This window comes from Burkholderia semiarida, assembly GCF_029268935.1.
Lineage (GTDB): Bacteria > Pseudomonadota > Gammaproteobacteria > Burkholderiales > Burkholderiaceae > Burkholderia > Burkholderia semiarida.
Map to the genome: position 1 here is coordinate 1 of NZ_JAHLCL010000010.1, position 19,382 is coordinate 19,382.

Genomic DNA, 19,382 nt, shown 5'->3' on the forward strand with positions numbered 1-19,382 from the left:
TGAGACTCTTGATACTTTCGCTATCTGATCCGAGGATCAGCTCGCTTTCATCAAGCGCCCACACTTATCGGCTGTTAATTTTTAAAGAGCATGTCTGCGAGAAACTCCGCGTTTCCCAGCAGCGCTGCGTTTTCAGCAGCAGAGAAGCGAGATTATGAACCGTGTTTCGCAACTCGTCAACAACTTTCTGAACGACTTCGTTGCGACTGCGGGGCCCATCTTCCTGCGCCGCCGAGGCTCGTTACCACCGAACCCCAACAGCACCGCTTCCCCTCCCCCCGCGCCGCGTTTCCGGTAGCGCGAAAGAGGCGTGATTCTAAGCACCCGCCCCCATCCACGCAAGCTCTTTGTGAAGAAAGCTTGAAAAAGCCTCCGTGCGCTGTCGCGCACGGAGGCTGGGGGCTCGACGAACGATGTAGCGCTGTCCGCCGACAGGCCGTCTGCAATATTCCTCTCTATATAGAGGGGCGTCACTTGCCGCCCACGGCAGCCTGCAATTGCTCGAGCGGCACCGCATCGGCCATCGCCGTGTAACCGGCATCGCTCGGATGGATTCCATCGCCGCTATCGTATCGGCGCTGCAACACGCTCGCACGCGCCGGATCGCGCAGCACCGCGTCAAAGTCCACCACGCCGTCGAACCCGCCGCCGCTCCGGATCCACCGGTTCACCTCGAGCCGGATCGCCTCGCGCCCGGCCGGCAACGCCGCCGGCGTGAGCGTCGCGCCGAAGACCTTCACGCCCTGGCGATGCGCCGCGTCGATCAGCCGGCGATAGCCGTCGATCAGCGATGCGGCCGTTACCTGCGTATGCGGGTGATCGCAATCGAGCCCGGCGCGCGGCGGCATCGCCGCGAAGTTGATGTCGTTGATCCCGATCAGCACGATCGCCGCCTTCACGCCGGAGCGCGACAGCGCATCATGCTCGAATCGCGACGCCAGCGAGGTGCCGTAGCACGCGGAGTCGCTGAGCAGCCGGTTCCCGCTAATGCCGAGATTCACGACACCGACCGAATCGGCGCCCGACGCGGCCAGCCTGCGCGCGAGTGCGTCCGGCCAACGGCGGTTCCGGTTGACGGTGGAGCGCAGCCCGTCGGTGATCGAATCGCCGATCGCGGCGACGCTGGCGCGCGCGGCGCCGGACTCGACAGCCAACTCGGTCACCCACGCATATTGGGTAAAACGGGTGCGGAACGCGTCGGCGCCCGGGTCGCCCACGTGATCGCCCGGCGCGGACACATAATTGAACTGGTTCGACACGCGGTGCCAGACCGTCATCCGCTCGTTCGGCCCCATCTGGAGACTGATCGCATACGGGCGCGCGGCCGTCACGTCGATCGTCACCGGATCGCTTTCGATCTCGTGACCAGGCGCGAGCGTCACCGACGCCTTGCCGCCAAACCGGACCGGCACCGCCGCGCCGCCGGCGAGCGCGGCACCTTCGCCGGCACGCGCGAGGCTCGCGGCCTCGACGACCAGCGGCGCGCGACCGTATGCGTTGCTCACGCGAATCCGCGCGGCCCGCCCCGACACGGTCGGATAGACGACCTGGCGCACGGTTCGGCCGGCCACGTCGGGCGCGCGGTAAAGCGGCGGCGGCGCGGCGAGGTCGGGAATCGGCTGCAGTGCGGTCGCCCACGCGGCGACCCATCCGGCCGGCGCGGCCGACGCCTCGAGCGGCGACACGAAAACGGCCGCCCCCAGCACGGCCGCGGCGAAACTGCTTCGAAATGACATCGGCAAGATCCTCATCGGAAAGCGGGCATTGTGCCGCAGAAGACGCCGGACCCTCGCGCGAAGCCGCACTTGCGCCATTCGATCGCGCCCCGATGTCCCTCGTTTACCCCAGTCCCGCCGCAAATCCGCAAGAAATTTATTAACCGACCGGTCGGTTGGTTTATACTTCGCACACATTCAACCGGACGAGAGCCTCCGCCATGTACACGCAATCCCTCGACATCCCCGGCAACGTCGCGCCGCTCGACGCCGCAGCCGAGTCGCCCGAGCAGGCGCGGTTCGATGCGGTGATGGCCGCGGACGGCAAGATCGAACCGCAGGACTGGATGCCCGACGCCTATCGCAAGACGCTGATCCGCCAGATCTCGCAGCATGCGCACTCGGAAGTCGTCGGCATGCTGCCGGAAGGCAACTGGATCTCGCGCGCGCCGAGCCTGAAGCGCAAGGCGATCCTGCTCGCGAAGGTGCAGGACGAAGCCGGCCATGGCCTCTATCTTTACAGCGCGGCCGAAACGCTCGGCGTATCGCGCGATTCGCTGGTCGACGCGCTGCACGCGGGCAAGGCCAAATACTCGAGCATCTTCAACTACCCGACGCCGACCTGGGCCGACGTCGGCGTGATCGGCTGGCTCGTCGACGGCGCCGCGATCATGAACCAGATCCCGCTGTGCCGCTGCACGTACGGCCCCTACGCGCGCGCGATGATCCGCGTGTGCAAGGAAGAGTCGTTCCATCAGCGCCAGGGTTTCGACGCGCTGCTGTCGATGATGAAGGGCACCGACGCGCAGCGTGCGATGGTCCAGCAGGCCGTCGACCGCTGGTGGTGGCCGGTGCTGATGATGTTCGGCCCGAGCGATGCGGATTCGGTCCACAGCAATCAGTCCGCGAAATGGGGCATCAAGCGGATCTCGAACGACGATCTGCGCCAAAAATTCGTCGACGCGACCGTCGATCAGGCGAAGGTGCTCGGCGTGACGCTGCCCGACCCCGACCTGAAATGGAACGAGGCGCGCGGTCACTACGACTACGGCGCGATCGACTGGGACGAATTCTGGCGCGTGGTCAACGGCGACGGCCCGTGCAACAAGGAACGCCTCGCCACTCGCGTGAAGGCGCACGAGGACGGCGCCTGGGTGCGCGAAGCCGCGCTCGCGCACGAAGCGAAGCGCCGCGCCCGCGCCGAACAGCACGCCGCCTGAGCGGCACCCCTCGAATTCATGAATCAGGAGAAGGTAATGAACAAGGAATGGCCGATCTGGGAAGTATTCGTGCGCAGCAAGCAGGGCCTCGACCACAAGCACTGCGGCAGCCTGCACGCCGCCGATGCGACGATGGCGCTGCGCATGGCGCGCGACGTCTACACGCGTCGCCAGGAAGGCGTGAGCATCTGGGTGGTGCCGTCGTCGGCGATCACGGCGTCGGATCCGAGCGAGAAGGCCGAACTGTTCGAGCCGGCGGGCGACAAGATCTACCGTCACCCGACGTTCTACACGCTGCCCGACGAAGTCAACCACATGTAACGCCCGCGCCATGACGATCACGCCCGAACACCTCTCCTACGTGCTGCGCCTCGCGGACAATGCGCTGATCCTCGGTCAGCGCAACGCCGAATGGTGCGGCCACGGCCCGATCCTCGAGGAAGACATCGCGCTCACCAACATGAGCCTCGACCTGATCGGCCAGGCGCGCATGCTGTACACGCACGCGGCCGAGCTCGAGCGCCAGCTCACCGGCGCGACGAAGACCGAGGACGATTACGCGTACTTCCGCACCGAGCGCGAATTCGCGAACTTCACGCTCGCCGAGCTGCCGCACTATGGCCCGCTCTCCGGTACCGCGCACGCCGACAAGGACTACGCGGTGACGATCGTGCGCAACTTCCTGTACGCGGCGCTGATGCTGCACGTGTGGAGCGCGCTGGAAACGTCGACCGACACGCAACTCGCCGCGATCGCCGCGAAATCGGTGAAGGAAACCCGCTATCACGTCCAGCATGCGCGCGAATGGCTCGTGCGCCTCGGCGACGGCACCGACGAATCGCACCGCCGCGCGCAGGCCGCGCTCGATTACCTGATGCCGTACACGCGCGAATTCTTCACCGCCGATGCGATCGACGACGCGATCGTCGCACCGGGCATCGGCCCGGCGCCGGCCGCGATCGAGGCCGCGTGGCGCGCGGACGTGGACGACGCGCTCGCCGAGGCCACGCTCACGCCGCCGACTCCGGTGAAGCATGTAACGACCGGCAAGCAGGGCGAGCACTCGGAGCACATGGGCTACCTGCTCGCCGAAATGCAGAGCCTCGCGCGTCAGCATCCCGGCGCGAGCTGGTAACCGCCCCACGCCACGGAGCCCGACGATGTCCGCCCAGACCGCCGCCCCTACCCACGGCGCTCCCGCCGCGCACCGCGACGATCCGCTGCTCGCCCGCGCATGGGACGTGCTGGAAGCCGTGCCCGATCCGGAGATTCCGGTCGTGTCGATCCGCGAGCTCGGCATCCTGCGCGACGTCCGCCGCGCGGACGACGGCCGGCTCGAAGTCGTGATCACGCCGACCTACTCGGGCTGCCCGGCGATGTCGCAGATCGCCGAGGACATCGCCGCCGCGCTGCAGGCCGCCGATCTGCCGCCGCACCGGATCGAGACGGTGCTCGCCCCCGCGTGGACGACCGACTGGATCACGCAGGAAGCGCGCGACAAGCTGCGGGCCTACGGCATCGCGCCGCCGGTCGGCCAGTGCGGCAGCACCGCGCCGCGGGAGAACGTCGTGCGCTTCGTGCCGCGGCCGGTCGCGGCGCCCACCTGCCCGCGCTGCGGCTCCGCGCGCACCGAACGTCTCGCGCAATTCGCGTCCACGGCCTGCAAGGCGCTGTATCGCTGCGTCGACTGCCGCGAACCCTTCGACTACTTCAAACCCTACTGAATATGGCGACCCCGCAATTTCACCCGCTGCGCATCCGCGACGTGCGGCCCGAGACCGCCGATGCCGTCACCGTCTCGTTCGACGTGCCGCCCGAACTGCGCGACGCGTACCGCTTCACGCAGGGCCAGTTCGTCACGCTGAAGACCCACATCGACGGCGAGGAGACGCGCCGCTCGTATTCGATCTGCGTCGGCACGACGGACTACGATCGCGACGGCGAATTGCGCATCGGCATCAAGCGCGTGCGCGGCGGCCGCTTCTCGAACTTCGCGTTCGACACGCTGAAGCCCGGCCACACGATCGACGTGATGACGCCGGACGGCCGCTTCTTCACGCACCTGAACGCCGACCACGGCAAGCAGTACGTCGCGTTTTCCGGCGGCTCGGGGATCACGCCGGTGCTCGCGATCGTGAAGACGACGCTCGAGCTCGAGCCGCGCAGCACGTTCACGCTGATCTATGGGAACCGCAGCGTCGACGCGATCATGTTCGCGGAGGAGCTGGAGGACCTGAAGAACCGCTACATGAACCGCTTCGTCCTCTATCACGTGCTGTCGGACGACCTGCAGGACGTCGAGCTGTTCAACGGCGTGCTCGATCAGGCGAAATGCGCGGAATTCCTCGCGACGCTGACGCCGGCCGACGCGATCGACGAGGCGTTCATCTGCGGCCCGGCGCCGATGATGGACGCCGCCGAAGCGGCGCTGAAGGCGGCCGGCGTGCCGCAGGCGAAGGTGCACGTCGAGCGCTTCGGCACACCGCTGCCGCAGGCCGGCGCACCGGTCGTCGAGATCACCGCGCAGACGCCTGCCGCCGACCTCGAAATCGTGCTCGACGGCAAGAAGCGCAAGCTGCGCTTGCCGTACGAAGGCGTGAGCCTGCTCGACGTGGGCCTGCGCGCGGGCCTCGCGCTGCCGTACGCATGCAAGGGCGGCGTGTGCTGCACGTGCCGCGCGAAGGTGATCGAAGGCGAAGTGCGGATGGAGAAGAACTACACGCTCGAGGAGCACGAAGTGAAGGACGGTTTCGTGCTCACGTGCCAGTGCCACCCGATCAGCGACAAGGTCGTAGTGAGCTTCGACGAACGTTGAGCGGCGTCGCGTCGCGGCGCCGGGCGGTTTCTCGCCGTCACACATCTCGCTTACACTAGGGTCTGTTTACATATGGAACGCGCATGCGTTGCCACGAGAACGGCCGCTCGCGAGGCGTGCGACGCCGCGAATACTGACGTATTCGCAAGGAGCACAACGCGGCGAGCGGCCGTTCTCGTGGCAACCCCAAATTAAAAAAATCATGTCAGGGGAATGCCCGAAATCGCCCGTATGGCGGCGTCGCTCGTCGCTTGTTTGGCGCGGCCAAACGGCGCTTCTCACTCCTTGCCCTACGAGCGATTTCGGGCATTCGCATGTGCGTTCCATATGTAAACAGACCCTAGGGGCCGCCGGCCGGCTGGACATCGCAACGTCCGCCCGGCCGGCGGTTTTCTTTTGTTGACGACAGGCCGATGAGTACCATTCATGTGATTCAGGGCGGCACCGCCGCCGCGTCGCTGCGCGAGGCCCTTGCGCTAGCCGGACGCGACGAGCGCGTCGTCGGGTTGCTCGACGATCTCGGCGTCGGGCCGCTGAAGGGCGTCGACGAGACGCCCGACACACGCGCCGCGTTCTGGCAGCACGTGCTCGGCGACCAGATTCCCGACTGGAACGCGGAAATCGAGGCCGAATTCGCGCGCCTCGACCAGCTTGCGATGGATGCCGGCCAGGTCGTCGTGTGGCACGCGCCGAGCGTCGGCGACAAGCTGCTGCTGCGCCGGGTCGCCTATCACCTGCGCAACGTGCCGCAGCGCCTGAACGAGGTGCGGCTGTCGGCCGCCGACCTCGACGCCGCGCAGCGCGCAGCGCTGTCGCGCACCGACCAGGCGTGCGCGACCGGAATGTTCTCGCCCGCGGAACTGGCGCGCAAGCGGCCGGCGGCCGCGCCGGTCTCGGTCCTGCGCATCGGCCGCCTCGCGCTCGAATGGCAGGAGGCGAAGCACCTGAACGCCGAACTGCGTTATTGGGTCAGCAACACGATCAAGAGCGGCCACTACGCCGATCTCGACGCGCTGATCGTCGCGCGCGCGGAAGCCGACTGGCAGCCCGCGCAGCGCCTCGTCGGCAGCATCATGGCCGCGGCCGACCGCGGCGGGCTGTTCGTCAGCGACTCGATCGCCTGGTGGCGCTGCCGCGACCTCGCGGCAGCCGGCCGGCTCGAACTGCAGGACGATGCGCCCGCAGCCCTCTCTTCCACGCACGTGCGCGCAGCCGCCGCGGCGGCGCACCGCTAATCTTCCGTATTCGACCATGGCCCGAACCCGAGCGCCCGACCACGAATCCCAGCGCGAGCAGATCCTCGACCTGGCCGCCGAGAAATTCGCGCAGACGAGCTACCCGAGCACGTCGATGTCCGATCTCGCGACCGCGAGCGGTACGTCGAAGGCGCGGCTCTATCACTATTACGAGAGCAAGGAAGCGATCCTGTTCGACCTGCTCGACCGCTACACGAAGCGGCTGATGCTGATCATCGCCGAGGTCGAGGGCGCGAGCCAGCGGCGCGGCCTCAGCGAGCGCGACGCGTTCGCCGAACTCGTGCGCGCGTTCCTCGCCGAATACGAGACGTCGCACAGCCGCCATGTCGCGCTGCTCAACGACGTGAAGTATCTGGAGGACGCGCAGCGCGAAATCGTGCTCGACCGCCAGCGCGACATCGTCGCGGCGTTCACGCGACAGCTCGCGCGCGCCTACCCGGACCGGATCTCAAAGGAAAACCAGACCCCGGTGACGATGATGGTGTTCGGGATGATCAACTGGACCTTCACGTGGCTGAAGCCCGGCGGCCGCCTCGGCTACCGCGACTTCGCCGAACAGGTGATCGACCTGATCGAGCGCGGGCTATCGACGGCGGCCTGATTGTCGCGCAGCAGCATGCGTTGCGCGACGGGCACAGTGGCACCACCCGTCGCGTATTTCATATGATGAATTTTAAATCCCTTCAAAATCAGCAAGTTACGGAATGAACTAAGCGGATTTAGAATTCCCCCTCAGGACAAAGAACGTCAAATACGGGTTTTCCCCAACCTCGCTCGGGTAAAATGCTGTTGCATTGCACAACCCGCTTGTGCACCCACACTGAGGAACCCACGATGAACACGCAATTCAACGGCCGTGCCGATGCTGTCGGCAAGGTCGGTACTGCGCCGGTTCTCGTCAGGGAACTGGCTTCCAAAGACCGTGAGCAAATGCTCACCCACTTTCTCTCGCTCGACGAAGAGGACCGCCTGCTGCGCTTCGGCCAGATGGTGCCCGACCACGTGATCGAGAACTATGTCCGCACGATCGATTTCGGTCGCGATACCGTGTTCGGCGTGTTCGACCACGACCTCGAACTGATCGGCGTCGGCCACCTGGCCTACTTGCCGGCCGAGGGCGACACGCGCACGGCCGAATTCGGCGTGTCGGTGCTCGAAAGCGCGCGCGGCCGCGGCGTCGGCTCGAAGCTGTTCGAGCGCGCGGCGATCCGCAGCCGCAACACGCACGTGACGATGCTGTACATGCATTGCCTGTCGCGTAACGCGACGATGATGCACATCGCGAAGAAATCCGGGATGCGGATCGAGTACGCGTACGGCGAAGCCGATGCGTACCTGTCGCTGCCGCCGGCCGACCACTCGACGATCATCGCCGAGATGCTGCAGGAACAGGCCGCGGTGTTCGACTACGCGATGAAGCGCCAGGCGCGCCGCACGACGAAGTTCATCGAATCGCTGATGCCGGCCTGACGCCGGGCCCGACTCGCCAACCTCAAGCCCCAACGCGCTGCCGTTGCAGCCCGCGAAAAAGGGCTCGCCCCTTTCGCGCTTCGCGTGTCCGGCGGCTGCCGACGTCATTGTCACCCCATCGCCTCACCGATACGGCCGCCCTTGCAGCCGACATCACGGCATGTTTCCCGCGCTCCGGCGCAGCGCGTCCGCTGGCAGTGCGGTTCAAGCTCCTCTGTCGCCGGACAGTGCTCGCGCAGAAGAACATCTACTTTCGTATCCGTCCCATTGATCTTTGAGCGCCCGCCGATAGATGATCGGTCGCTTATTTCATTCGGCGAAAGGTCGAAGTGACAGGCTGTCTACCCGTGGTTTCTCCATACTCGGGCCACGCCTTCATCCATCGAACCTATTTTCCCGATTCGTCTATTTCATGTTGCGAAGGGTATGACGGGACAACGCATCAATTACGGGCAGCCTACCGGAATGTATCTGTTGATCGAACAACTGCATGCGAAGTCCGGACTGCCATCGTTGGCTAACACGGTTGGTGCATCCAATCTGCAAATCTATCGGACCGTTGCCCAACTGTATGAAACTGCCGATATCTACATCGACAATCAACGGGTCGTGTCTGGCGAGATGACCATGTGGCAAATGCTAAAGGGAGCATTCGGCATCGATGTCGTCCGCGCCCCAATGGTAAAACCACGCTGGTGCTTGAATATGCGGGCTTCGTCAGCAACATCACACCATTGCCCAAAATCGGCAACCTCTTGCCCGAACTCATTACCAAGGAATATACGCTGAAGCTTCGTTCTCCCTATATCTTCGGTACTGATCCCCTACCAGACATCCAACTCTACAGGCATGCCAAATCCGTATTTATGCAGCGCAATGGTGGCCAGTCTCCAGCCACGGCAATGGCGAAATACAATCGCCGAACCAGGGAGCTGATCCGACTTAATACAATCAGCGAAATCGACACCGTCCTGCGCGGTCTGCGCACGGCACTTCCGTCGTTGAATTTCTGAACTTCCGTCTATCACGACATGCGCCTCACCATCGCCAAACCGATATCGCTGGCCTTCTTTACAGTGCTAGGCGGTCTGCTGGGCTTCACCCTCCACAACAGGTTCATAGAGAGCCTCGCTAGCACGCATGCCGTATGGTTCGTCGCCGGCCCGCCATCACAGATGTTCGTCGATCAACTTCGGACCACTATCGCCTTTGGTACTCTTGGGGCGGCCGTGAGCATCGGAATTTCGTTCTTCCGTACACACATCGCATCGGCCAAGGTTTGCACCGTGGCGACGTTGCTGGTTATCGCTGTCGCGGTAGCAGGTACATGGGGCGCGCAGGCGATTATTCTCGCCCGACTCGCCGCGACGACGGCGGCCACAGCGCAGTTGAACATCCCTTTATTACTCCCCTTACCCCACATTCCCGCTTTCTGGATCGCGGGAACAGCAACCGTCTGTGTTGTCATCGACGTCGGTATCACCATGCTGTTCCTGCGCCGCCGCCATGGTTGGAGATGACAATGAAGACCGCGCTGCATGCATGGCTGAACGGCTATCGGCGCATGCTGTCGTTTCGGGGCCGAGAGCGACGCCGGGATTTCCTCTGCTTCCTGCTCGGCCATTACCCGCTCTTTTATCTTCTGATCACGCTGATCAAATGGTCCCACACTCGGCTTTCCGCCGACGCAACGCTCACGTCGTTCCTGCTGTTCTGCGCCGGGCTCGCGTCGCTATGCGCGACCCTGGCCTACAACGTCAGGCGCCTGCACGACAGCAATCGCTCCGGCCTGCTGTGCATCGGCTACTTCCTGTTCGCAGCCCCCATTGTGATCCTCGTGTCGCTGTGGCTCGCGCCCCGCAACGCCGGTAATCAATACGGCCCCGATCCGCGCCGCACGCGCACGTAGCCCCCGCACCGGCGGTACGGCAAGCCGGCGCGTCGCATCTACATCACACGTCGCCGTCAGCGAATCGGCAACGCCGTCGTTTCCTTGAAGCAATCGAGCGAGAAGCTCGTTTTCACGTCGATCACCGACGGGTGATGCAGTAGATGCTCCTGCACGAAGCGGGAGAAATGCGCCATGTCCTCGACCTGCACGCGCAGCAGGTAATCCATGTCACCCGTCATCGCGTGGCACGCGACCACTTCCGGCCAGGTCTGCACGGCCGCGCGGAACAGTTCCGCGTGGGTCGCGCCCGCGCGCGCCGACGTCTCGTCGGCCCGGACCGGCGCGAGGCCGCCGCGCTTCTCGAGCCGCACGCTCACGTACGCGAGCAGGTCGAGCCCGAGCTTCTGCGGATTCAGCAGCGCGACATAGCCGGTGATCACGCCGATTTCCTCGAGCCGCCGGATTCGCCGCAGGCAGGGGCTCGGCGACAGGTTCACGCGCTCGGCGATCTCCTGGTTCGACAGGCGCCCGTTCTCCTGAAGAATCGCGAGAATCCGCCGGTCGATGGCATCCAATTCAGCCTGCGCCATCTTCTGCCCTCCATCGATAATTTTGAGACTGGAAATTGCGCCATCGTAGGCGCGGGCGATTAAGTTCGCAAGTTTCCGCTCGCGGCCGCCCGCTACACTCTGTCGCATGTATCGACTTGCCGCGCATGCTGGTGACGGGCACGGCCGTCGACATCGAACCAGGCCGGACATGCGCACGCCGCGCCGGCCGATCGCCCCGCACAGGAGACACGACATGCAGATCCCCACCTGGGACAATCCCGTCGGCACCGACGGCTTCGAATTCATCGAATACACGGCGCCGGACCCGAAAGCGCTCGGACAACTGTTCGAGCGGATGGGTTTCACCGCGATCGCGCGCCACCGCCACAAGGACGTGACGGTGTACCGCCAGGGCGACATCAACTTCATCATCAACGCGGAACCCGATTCGTTCGCGCAACGCTTCGCGCGGCTGCACGGCCCGTCGATCTGCGCGATCGCGTTCCGCGTGCAGGACGCCGCCAAGGCATACCAGCGCGCGCTCGAACTCGGCGCGTGGGGCTTCGACAACAAGACGGGCCCGATGGAGCTGAACATCCCGGCGATCAAGGGGATCGGCGATTCGCTGATCTATTTCGTCGACCGCTGGCGCGGCAAGAACGGCGCGCAACCGGGCGCGATCGGCGACATCAGCATCTACGACGTCGACTTCGAGCCGATTCCCGGCGCGAACCCGAACCCGGTCGGCCACGGCCTCACCTACATCGATCACCTGACGCACAACGTGCATCGCGGCCGCATGCAGGAATGGGCCGAGTTCTACGAGCGCCTGTTCAACTTCCGCGAAGTGCGCTACTTCGACATCGAAGGCAAGGTGACGGGCGTGAAGTCGAAGGCGATGACGTCGCCGTGCGGCAAGATCCGCATCCCGATCAACGAGGAAGGCTCGGATACGGCCGGCCAGATCCAGGAATACCTCGACGCGTATCACGGCGAAGGCATCCAGCACATCGCGCTCGGCGCGAGCGACATCTACCAGGCGGTCGACGGGTTGCGCAGCAAGGAAGTGAAGCTGCTCGACACGATCGACACGTATTACGAGCTGGTCGACCGCCGCGTGCCGAACCACGGCGAATCGCTGGAAGAACTGAAGAAGCGCAAGATCCTGATCGACGGCGCGCGCGACGACCTGTTGCTGCAGATCTTCACCGAGAACCAGATCGGGCCGATCTTCTTCGAGATCATCCAGCGCAAGGGCAACCAGGGCTTCGGCGAAGGCAACTTCAAGGCGCTGTTCGAATCGATCGAACTCGACCAGATCCGCCGCGGCGTCGTGCAGGACAAGGCCTGACGCATCCGCCGGGTGGCGGGCGGCGCCGCGCCACCGGGCCAGCCGCACGATCCGGCGACACAAAGAAAAAGGGCGGGAACCCGAGGATTCCCGCCCTTTTTGCATGCCGGCGCGGCCCGTGGGCCGCGCGATCGCATCAACGCACGCTCGCCTTCGACTCGGCGGCACGCGCGGCCGACGGCTGTGCCACGGCGTCCTGGGCCGGCACGATCTGAAGCATCTGCGCGCCGGCTGCCGCCAGCGCGCTCGCGCCTTGCGCACGCACCGGGCCGGTCATCGCGAAAAACGCGGCGGACACGATCAGGAAACTCTGGATATGACGTGTATTCATTGCACCTCCTGTAAAACTGCCGGCGCCTCCCCGAGCGCGTCGGAACGCACCCACGCGGCCGGGCACCTCCGGCAGGCCGACAAGATTAACGGCATTTGCCCGCAGATCAATGCCGCTTTACATGCTTTTACATGATGTAACGCATGATCTCGCCCTGTTTCGCGACGTGCGGACGCCCGTGCCCCGCGTCGCGACCGATGGGCGGCGGGTTTGCCCCAGTGCTACCATCCCTTAAAACCGGCGAACATGCCGGCCACTGCAGACGCGTCCAAAAGATGCCGACGCAACCGAAGTTTTGGTGATCCCAGACCGGGTGGAGGAGACAGTTAATGAATGCCCCGCTAGACGCAGACCAACGCGCGTCGCTAGAAGCCGCGCTGAAGTCCGTCACGCTTGACGACAAATACACGCTGGAACGCGGCCGCGCGTACATGAGCGGCATCCAGGCCCTCGTGCGCCTGCCGATGCTCCAGCAGGAACGCGACCGCGCCGCCGGTCTCAATACGGCCGGCTTCATCTCCGGCTACCGCGGCTCGCCGCTCGGCGGCCTCGATCTGTCGCTATGGAAAGCCAAGCAGCACCTGGCCGCCCACCAGATCGTCTTCCAGCCCGGCCTCAACGAAGATCTCGCCGCCACGGCCGTGTGGGGTTCGCAGCAGGTGAATCTGTACCCCGGCGCGAAATACGACGGCGTGTTCGGCATGTGGTACGGCAAGGGCCCGGGCGTCGATCGCACCGGCGACGTCTTCAAGCACGCGAACTCGGCCGGCTCGGCGCAGCACGGCGGCGTGCTCGTGCTCGCCGGCGACGACCACGCGGCGAAATCGTCGACGCTCGCGCACCAGTCCGAGCACATCTTCAAGGCCTGCGGGCTGCCGGTGCTGTTCCCGTCCAACGTGCAGGAATATCTCGATTTCGGCCTGCACGGCTGGGCGATGAGCCGCTACTCGGGCCTGTGGGTCGCGCTCAAGTGCGTGACGGACGTCGTCGAATCGTCGGCGTCGGTCGACATCGACCCGCATCGCACCGAGATCGTGCTGCCGACCGATTTCATCCTGCCGGAAGGCGGGCTGAACATCCGCTGGCCCGATCCGCCGCTCGTGCAGGAAGCGCGGCTGCTCGACTACAAGTGGTACGCGGCGCTCGCCTATGTGCGTGCGAACAAGCTCGACCGCATCGAGATCGATTCGCCGCATGCGCGCTTCGGGATCATGACCGGCGGCAAGGCGTACCTCGACGTGCGCCAGGCGCTGATCGACCTCGGCCTCGACGACGAAACCTGCGCGCGGATCGGCATCCGGCTCTACAAGGTCGGCTGCGTGTGGCCGCTCGAAGCGCAAGGCGCGCAGGCGTTCGCGCGCGGCCTCGACGAAATCCTGGTGGTCGAGGAAAAGCGCCAGATCCTCGAATACGCGATCAAGGAAGAGTTGTACAACTGGCCCGATGCGCAACGCCCGCGCGTGTTCGGCAAGTTCGACGAGAAGGACGGCGCCGGCGGCGAATGGTCGGTGCCGATGGGCAACTGGCTGCTGCCCGCGCACTACGAGCTGTCGCCCGCGATCATCGCGAAGGCGATCGCGACGCGGCTCGATAAATTCGAATTGCCGTCCGACGTGCGCGCGCGCATCGCGGCGCGGCTCGCGGTGATCAACGCGAAGGAAATGGCGCTCGCGAAGCCGCACGTGCAGACCGAGCGCAAGCCGTGGTTCTGCTCGGGCTGCCCGCACAATACGTCGACCAACGTGCCGGAAGGCTCGCGCGCGATCGCCGGGATCGGCTGCCACTACATGACCGTGTGGATGGACCGCAGCACGAGCACCTTCAGCCAGATGGGCGGCGAAGGCGTGCCGTGGATCGGCCAGGCGCCGTTCACCGACGAAAAGCACGTGTTCGCGAACCTCGGCGACGGCACCTATTTCCATTCGGGGCTGCTCGCGGTGCGCGCGGCGATCTCGTCGAAGGCGAACATCACCTACAAGATCCTCTACAACGACGCGGTGGCGATGACGGGCGGCCAGCCGGTCGACGGCGTGCTGACGGTGCCGCAGATCACGCACCAGCTCGCGTCCGAAGGCGCGAAGAAAATCGTGATCGTCACCGACGAGCCGGAGAAATACGACAGCCAGAAGGCGCTGCTCGCGCCGGGCGTGACGATCCATCACCGCGACCAGCTCGACGACGTGCAGCGCGAGCTGCGCGAGATCGAAGGCACGACGATCCTGATCTACGACCAGACCTGCGCGACCGAGAAGCGCCGCCGCCGCAAACGCGGCACGTATCCGGACCCGGCGAAACGCGTCGTGATCAACGAAGCGGTGTGCGAAGGCTGCGGCGACTGCTCGGTGCAGTCGAACTGCCTGTCGGTCGAGCCGCTGGAGACCGAATTTGGTACGAAGCGCCAGATCAACCAGTCGAGCTGCAACAAGGACTTCTCGTGCGTGAAGGGCTTCTGCCCGAGCTTCGTCACGGTCGAGGGCGGCCAGTTGAAGAAGCCGAAGGCCGTGTCGGTCGACGGCAGCGCATTGCCGCCGATTCCGGAACCGACGCTGCCGGAAATCGATCGCGCGTACGGCGTGCTCGTCACGGGCGTGGGCGGCACGGGCGTCGTCACGATCGGCGCGCTGCTCGGGATGGCCGCGCACCTGGAGAACAAGGGCGTGACCGTGCTCGACGTCACGGGTCTCGCGCAGAAAGGCGGCGCCGTGATGAGCCACGTGCAGATCTCGCACGCGCCGACCGACATCCATGCGACGCGGATCGCGATGGGCGAAGCCGATCTCGTGATCGGCTGCGACGCGATCGTCACGGCCGGCGACGAATGCACGTCGCGGATGCGGCACGACGCGACGCGCGTGGTCGTCAACAGCGCGCAGACGCCGACCGCCGAGTTCATCAAGAACCCGAACTGGGCGTTCCCCGGCCTGTCCGCCGAGAACGACATCCGCGCGGCCGCCGGTGAAGCGGTCGATTTCATCGACGCGAACCGCTTCGCGGTCGCGCTGCTCGGCGACGCGATCTACACGAACCCGTTCGTGCTCGGCTACGCATGGCAGAAGGGCTGGCTGCCGCTGACGCTCGCGTCGCTCGAACGCGCGATCGAGCTGAACGCGGTGTCGGTCGACAAGAACCGCGCGGCCTTCGACTGGGGCCGCCGCGCCGCGTACGACCTGGCCAGCGTGAAGCAGGCCGCGGCCGGCGACGCCCGGCCCGCGCAAGGCGCCACGGTGATCTCGCTGCACACGAGGAAGGCGGTCGACGCGCTGATCGCGAAGCGCGTGGAATTCCTCTCCGCGTACCAGAACGCCGCGTACGCGTCGCGTTATGCGGCGTTCGTCGACAAGGTGCGCGCCGCCGAGCGGGCACTGGCGGACGGCGACACGGTGCAGGAGCCGCTGACCGAAGCGGTCGCGCGCAACCTGTTCAAGCTGATGGCGTACAAGGACGAATACGAGGTCGCACGGCTGCAGTCCGATCCCGCGTTCCTCGCGCGCCTGACCGCACAGTTCGAAGGCGACTGGAAGCTGAAATTCCACCTCGCGCCGCCGCTGTTCGCGAAGACGGACGCCCACGGCCATCTCGTGAAGAAGGCGTACGGCCCGTGGATGATGTCGGCCTTCCGGCTGCTCGCGAAGGCGAAGTTCCTGCGCGGCACGGCGCTCGACCCGTTCGGCCGCACCGCGGAGCGCCGCACCGAGCGCGCGCTGATCGGCGAGTACGAAGCGCTGATCGACGAGGTGCTGGCCAAGCTGAACGCGGCCAACCGGCCGCTCGCGCTCGAGCTCGCGGCGCTGCCGGACGGCATTCGCGGCTACGGCCACGTGAAGGAGAACAACCTGCGCGCGGTACGCCAGAAGTGGGACACGCTGCTCGCGAAGTGGCGGTCGCCGGCAGGCGGCCAGTCGCACCAGCAGGTCGCGTAAGCGCGCGCGGCGGGCGTTCGCGGACTGGACGCCCTTCCCGCGCCGCCGTCGCCCCTTACGGTTCATGCAAAAAAAGCCACGGAACGCAGGTTCCGTGGCTTTTTCATTGCGCCGCGCGTGACGCGCGGCACCGCGGGCGTGGACTTACTTCGTGTTCACGTTCGCGGCGGCAACGGCCGTCATGTTGATGATCCGGCGCACGGTCGCGGCCGGCGTCAGGATGTGGACGGGCTTGGCCGCGCCGAGCAGGAACGGGCCGACCGTCACGCCTTCGCCGCCGACCATCTTCAGCAGGTTGTACGCGATGTTCGCCGCTTCGACGTTCGGCATGATCAGCAGGTTCGCCTCGCCCGACAGCGTCGTGCCCGGGAACGCCTGCTTGCGGATCAGTTCCGACAATGCCGCGTCGCCGTGCATTTCGCCGTCGACCTCGAGGTTCGGCGCACGTTCGACGATCAGCTTGCGGGCCTCGGCCATCCGGCGCGACGACGCCGACGGCGCGCTGCCGAAGTTCGAGTTCGACAGCAGCGCGGCCTTCGGCGTGATGCCGAAGCGCTCGATCTCGGCCGCGGCCTGGATCGTCATGTCGGCGAGCTGGTCGGCGCTCGGCAGCTCGTTCACGTACGTGTCGCACACGAACAGGTTGCGGCCCGGCAGCATCAGCAGGTTCATCGCGGCGAAGTGCTCGGCGCCCTTCGCGCGGCCCAGCACCTGCTCGATGAACTTCAGGTGGCTGTGGAACGTGTCGATCATCCCGCAGATCATCCCGTCCGCGTCGCCCAGATGCACGAGCATCGCGCCGATCAGCGTGTTGAACTTGCGCATCGCGGCCTTCGCGACTTCCGGCGTCACGCCGTCGCGCGCGCCGATCTCCTGATACGCCTGCCAGTAGCGGTGGTAGCGCGCATCGTCTTCCGGATCGACGATTTCGAAATCGGTGCCGGCCTTCAGCTTCGAGCCGATCTTCGCGAGGCGCATGTCGACGACCGACGGACGGCCGATGATGATCGGCTTCGCGATCTTTTCCAGCAGCACGAACTGCGCGGCGCGCAGCACGCGCTCGTCCTCGCCCTCGGCGAACACGATGCGGGCCTCCTTCTGCTTCGCGGTCGCGAACACCGGACGCATCACCATGCCGGTGCGGTAGACGGTCGCGCCGAGCTGCTCGCGATAGGCGTCCATGTCCTGGATCGGGCGCGTGGCGACGCCCGAATCCATCGCGGCCTGAGCGACGGCCGGCGCGATCTTGATGATCAGGCGCGGATCGAACGGCTTCGGAATCAGGTAGTCCGGCCCGAATTCGAGCGAATGGCCTTCGTACGCCTTCGCGACTTCCTCGCTCTGGTCGGTTTCCTGGGCCAGCTCGGCGATCGCGCGCACGCACGCGAGCTTCATTTCTTCCGTGATCGTCGTCGCGCCGACGTCGAGCGCGCCGCGGAAGATGAACGGGAAGCACAGCACGTTGTTGACCTGGTTCGGGTAGTCCGAGCGGCCGGTCGCGACGATCGCGTCCGGGCGCACGGCTTTCGCGTCTTCCGGGCGGATTTCCGGTTCCGGGTTCGCGAGCGCCAGGATCAGCGGCTTGTCGCCCATCGTCTTGACCATGTCCTGCTTCAGCACGCCCGCGCTCGAGCAGCCGAGGAACACGTCCGCGCCGACGATCGCGTCGGCGAGCGAGCGCGCGTCGGTGTTCGCCGCATAGCGCTGCTTCGACGGATCGAGGTTGCCGCGCCCTTCGTAGATCACGCCCTTCGAATCGGCGACGAGGATGTTCGACTTCGTGAGGCCGAGGTTCACCAGCAGGTCGAGGCACGCGATCGCGGCCGCGCCGGCGCCCGAACACACGAGCTTCACGTCGGCGAGTTTCTTGCCGACGACCTTCAGGCCGTTCAGGATCGCGGCCGACGCGATGATCGCAGTGCCGTGCTGATCGTCGTGGAAGACGGGAATCTTCATGCGCTCGCGCAGCTTCTGCTCGATGTAGAAGCATTCCGGCGCCTTGATGTCCTCGAGGTTGATGCCGCCGAGCGTCGGCTCGAGCATCGCGATCGCCTCGACGAGCTTGTCGGGGTCGGACTCCGACAGTTCGATGTCGAACACGTCGATGCCCGCGAATTTCTTGAAGAGGCAGCCCTTGCCTTCCATCACCGGCTTCGCGGCGAGCGGGCCGATGTTGCCCAGACCGAGCACGGCCGTGCCGTTGGTGATGACGCCGACGAGGTTGCCGCGCGACGTGTACTTCTGCGCGTCGAGCGGATCGGCGTGGATCGCCTCGCACGCGGCGGCGACGCCCGGCGAATACGCGAGCGACAGATCGAGCTGGTTCGACAGCGGCTTGGTCGGAGTGACCGAAATCTTGCCGGGTTTCGGGTTCAGGTGATAAGCGAGAGCGGCCTGCTTCAGTTGTTCGTCCATGATTGACCTGCGAGAGACATGCGAAATATTGACGACTCAGTACACAGCACCTTCGGCCGCGTCTGCTTGAATCGAGGGGATGGTCGACTGCGAGACGGCCCGCGACGCGCCGGATCGGCACGCCATCGAACCTTGGCGGATGGCAAGAGGAAAGTACAAAGTACTGAACGATTTCTTAGGGTCGCCTAGTGTACACCCCCTAAATGACCTCCGTTGGTGCACCGCCGCATCCCCGGCATCCGCATCGGACTGATCGAGCCCCGTTTGTTTCGCCTGTGGTGAGCCGCGCGCCGAACCGCGCGAATTCCGCCGAAAACCGGCCTGGATCGGGTAAAATAGCCGGCTACGCGCGCAGCGATGCGGTCGGCCTGCCGATCGCGCCCCGGCCCTCCGGGCAGGTTCCCCTTGCTGCGCCACCGGGCCCGCGCCCGCTCCTCGCTCATCACC

Annotated in this window: 17 protein-coding genes; 13 read left to right on the forward strand and 4 right to left on the reverse strand. The window is 65.6% G+C overall.

Translation table 11 applies throughout. The features are described from left to right. Positions 1 to 470: 470 nt before the first annotated feature. Positions 471 to 1,736 carry an SGNH/GDSL hydrolase family protein gene (locus KPB06_RS32930; protein WP_060008757.1) on the reverse strand — a complete coding sequence of 422 codons (1,266 nt, stop codon included), beginning with the start codon at positions 1,734 to 1,736 and terminating at the stop codon, positions 471 to 473. Positions 1,737 to 1,936: 200 nt separating this feature from the next. On the opposite strand from KPB06_RS32930, the gene paaA reads away from it, so the two are divergent. The 11 genes from paaA to KPB06_RS32985 all read left to right on the forward strand — a co-directional run bounded on the left by paaA (position 1,937) and on the right by KPB06_RS32985 (position 10,385). Continuing rightward, positions 1,937 to 2,935, forward strand: coding sequence for a 1,2-phenylacetyl-CoA epoxidase subunit PaaA (gene paaA / locus KPB06_RS32935; protein WP_059578252.1), 999 nt, complete (start codon positions 1,937 to 1,939; stop codon positions 2,933 to 2,935). Positions 2,936 to 2,971: 36 nt separating this feature from the next. Further along, positions 2,972 to 3,256, forward strand: coding sequence for a 1,2-phenylacetyl-CoA epoxidase subunit PaaB (paaB, locus tag KPB06_RS32940; protein ID WP_006482881.1), 285 nt, complete (start codon positions 2,972 to 2,974; stop codon positions 3,254 to 3,256). Between the two features lie 10 nt (positions 3,257 to 3,266). Continuing rightward, the gene (paaC, locus tag KPB06_RS32945; protein WP_059578249.1) at positions 3,267 to 4,070 is read left to right on the forward strand and encodes a 1,2-phenylacetyl-CoA epoxidase subunit PaaC; all 804 of its coding nucleotides are present in this window, start codon (positions 3,267 to 3,269) and stop codon (positions 4,068 to 4,070) included. A gap of 25 nt (positions 4,071 to 4,095) precedes the next feature. Further along, a complete protein-coding gene (gene paaD, locus KPB06_RS32950; RefSeq protein ID WP_059578246.1) occupies positions 4,096 to 4,659 on the forward strand; it encodes a 1,2-phenylacetyl-CoA epoxidase subunit PaaD in 564 nt (187 codons plus the stop codon). 2 nt (positions 4,660 to 4,661) lie between these two features. Further along, complete coding sequence (paaE, locus tag KPB06_RS32955) at positions 4,662 to 5,750, forward strand: 1,2-phenylacetyl-CoA epoxidase subunit PaaE (protein ID WP_059578243.1); 1,089 nt, start codon at positions 4,662 to 4,664, stop codon at positions 5,748 to 5,750. A gap of 413 nt (positions 5,751 to 6,163) precedes the next feature. Further along, entirely contained in the window at positions 6,164 to 6,985 is an 822-nt protein-coding gene (locus KPB06_RS32960; protein WP_060008760.1) for a DUF1835 domain-containing protein, read from the forward strand. A 16-nt stretch (positions 6,986 to 7,001) separates the two neighbouring features. Beyond that, positions 7,002 to 7,607 (forward strand): TetR/AcrR family transcriptional regulator, encoded by a 606-nt coding sequence (locus tag KPB06_RS32965; protein ID WP_059578238.1) that lies wholly within the window; start codon positions 7,002 to 7,004, stop codon positions 7,605 to 7,607. 233 nt (positions 7,608 to 7,840) lie between these two features. After that, on the forward strand, positions 7,841 to 8,476 hold the full coding sequence (locus KPB06_RS32970) for a GNAT family N-acetyltransferase (protein WP_059578237.1): 636 nt from the start codon (positions 7,841 to 7,843) through the stop codon (positions 8,474 to 8,476). A 629-nt stretch (positions 8,477 to 9,105) separates the two neighbouring features. After that, positions 9,106 to 9,489, forward strand: coding sequence for a hypothetical protein (locus KPB06_RS32975; RefSeq protein WP_124863725.1), 384 nt, complete (start codon positions 9,106 to 9,108; stop codon positions 9,487 to 9,489). An 18-nt stretch (positions 9,490 to 9,507) separates the two neighbouring features. After that, positions 9,508 to 9,996 carry a hypothetical protein gene (locus KPB06_RS32980; RefSeq protein WP_059578235.1) on the forward strand — a complete coding sequence of 163 codons (489 nt, stop codon included), beginning with the start codon at positions 9,508 to 9,510 and terminating at the stop codon, positions 9,994 to 9,996. A gap of 2 nt (positions 9,997 to 9,998) precedes the next feature. Beyond that, positions 9,999 to 10,385 carry a DUF805 domain-containing protein gene (locus tag KPB06_RS32985; RefSeq protein WP_059578232.1) on the forward strand — a complete coding sequence of 129 codons (387 nt, stop codon included), beginning with the start codon at positions 9,999 to 10,001 and terminating at the stop codon, positions 10,383 to 10,385. 56 nt (positions 10,386 to 10,441) lie between these two features. Here the strand turns inward: KPB06_RS32985 and KPB06_RS32990 are convergent, their stop codons facing one another. Then, positions 10,442 to 10,957 (reverse strand): Lrp/AsnC family transcriptional regulator, encoded by a 516-nt coding sequence (locus tag KPB06_RS32990; protein WP_059578229.1) that lies wholly within the window; start codon positions 10,955 to 10,957, stop codon positions 10,442 to 10,444. Positions 10,958 to 11,171: 214 nt separating this feature from the next. Between KPB06_RS32990 and hppD the strand changes: the two genes are divergently transcribed. Next, positions 11,172 to 12,269, forward strand: a complete 1,098-nt coding sequence (gene hppD / locus KPB06_RS32995) for a 4-hydroxyphenylpyruvate dioxygenase (protein ID WP_059578227.1) — start codon at positions 11,172 to 11,174, stop codon at positions 12,267 to 12,269. 136 nt (positions 12,270 to 12,405) lie between these two features. Here hppD and KPB06_RS33000 read toward each other — a convergent pair whose 3' ends face one another. Beyond that, positions 12,406 to 12,600, reverse strand: a complete 195-nt coding sequence (locus KPB06_RS33000) for a hypothetical protein (RefSeq protein ID WP_059578224.1) — start codon at positions 12,598 to 12,600, stop codon at positions 12,406 to 12,408. Between the two features lie 329 nt (positions 12,601 to 12,929). Between KPB06_RS33000 and KPB06_RS33005 the strand changes: the two genes are divergently transcribed. Then, positions 12,930 to 16,520: an indolepyruvate ferredoxin oxidoreductase family protein gene (locus tag KPB06_RS33005; RefSeq protein ID WP_059578221.1), complete on the forward strand. Its 3,591-nt coding sequence runs from the start codon at positions 12,930 to 12,932 to the stop codon at positions 16,518 to 16,520. A gap of 144 nt (positions 16,521 to 16,664) precedes the next feature. Here KPB06_RS33005 and KPB06_RS33010 read toward each other — a convergent pair whose 3' ends face one another. Beyond that, on the reverse strand, positions 16,665 to 18,935 hold the full coding sequence (locus tag KPB06_RS33010) for an NADP-dependent malic enzyme (RefSeq protein ID WP_059578218.1): 2,271 nt from the start codon (positions 18,933 to 18,935) through the stop codon (positions 16,665 to 16,667). Positions 18,936 to 19,382: the final 447 nt, after the last annotated feature.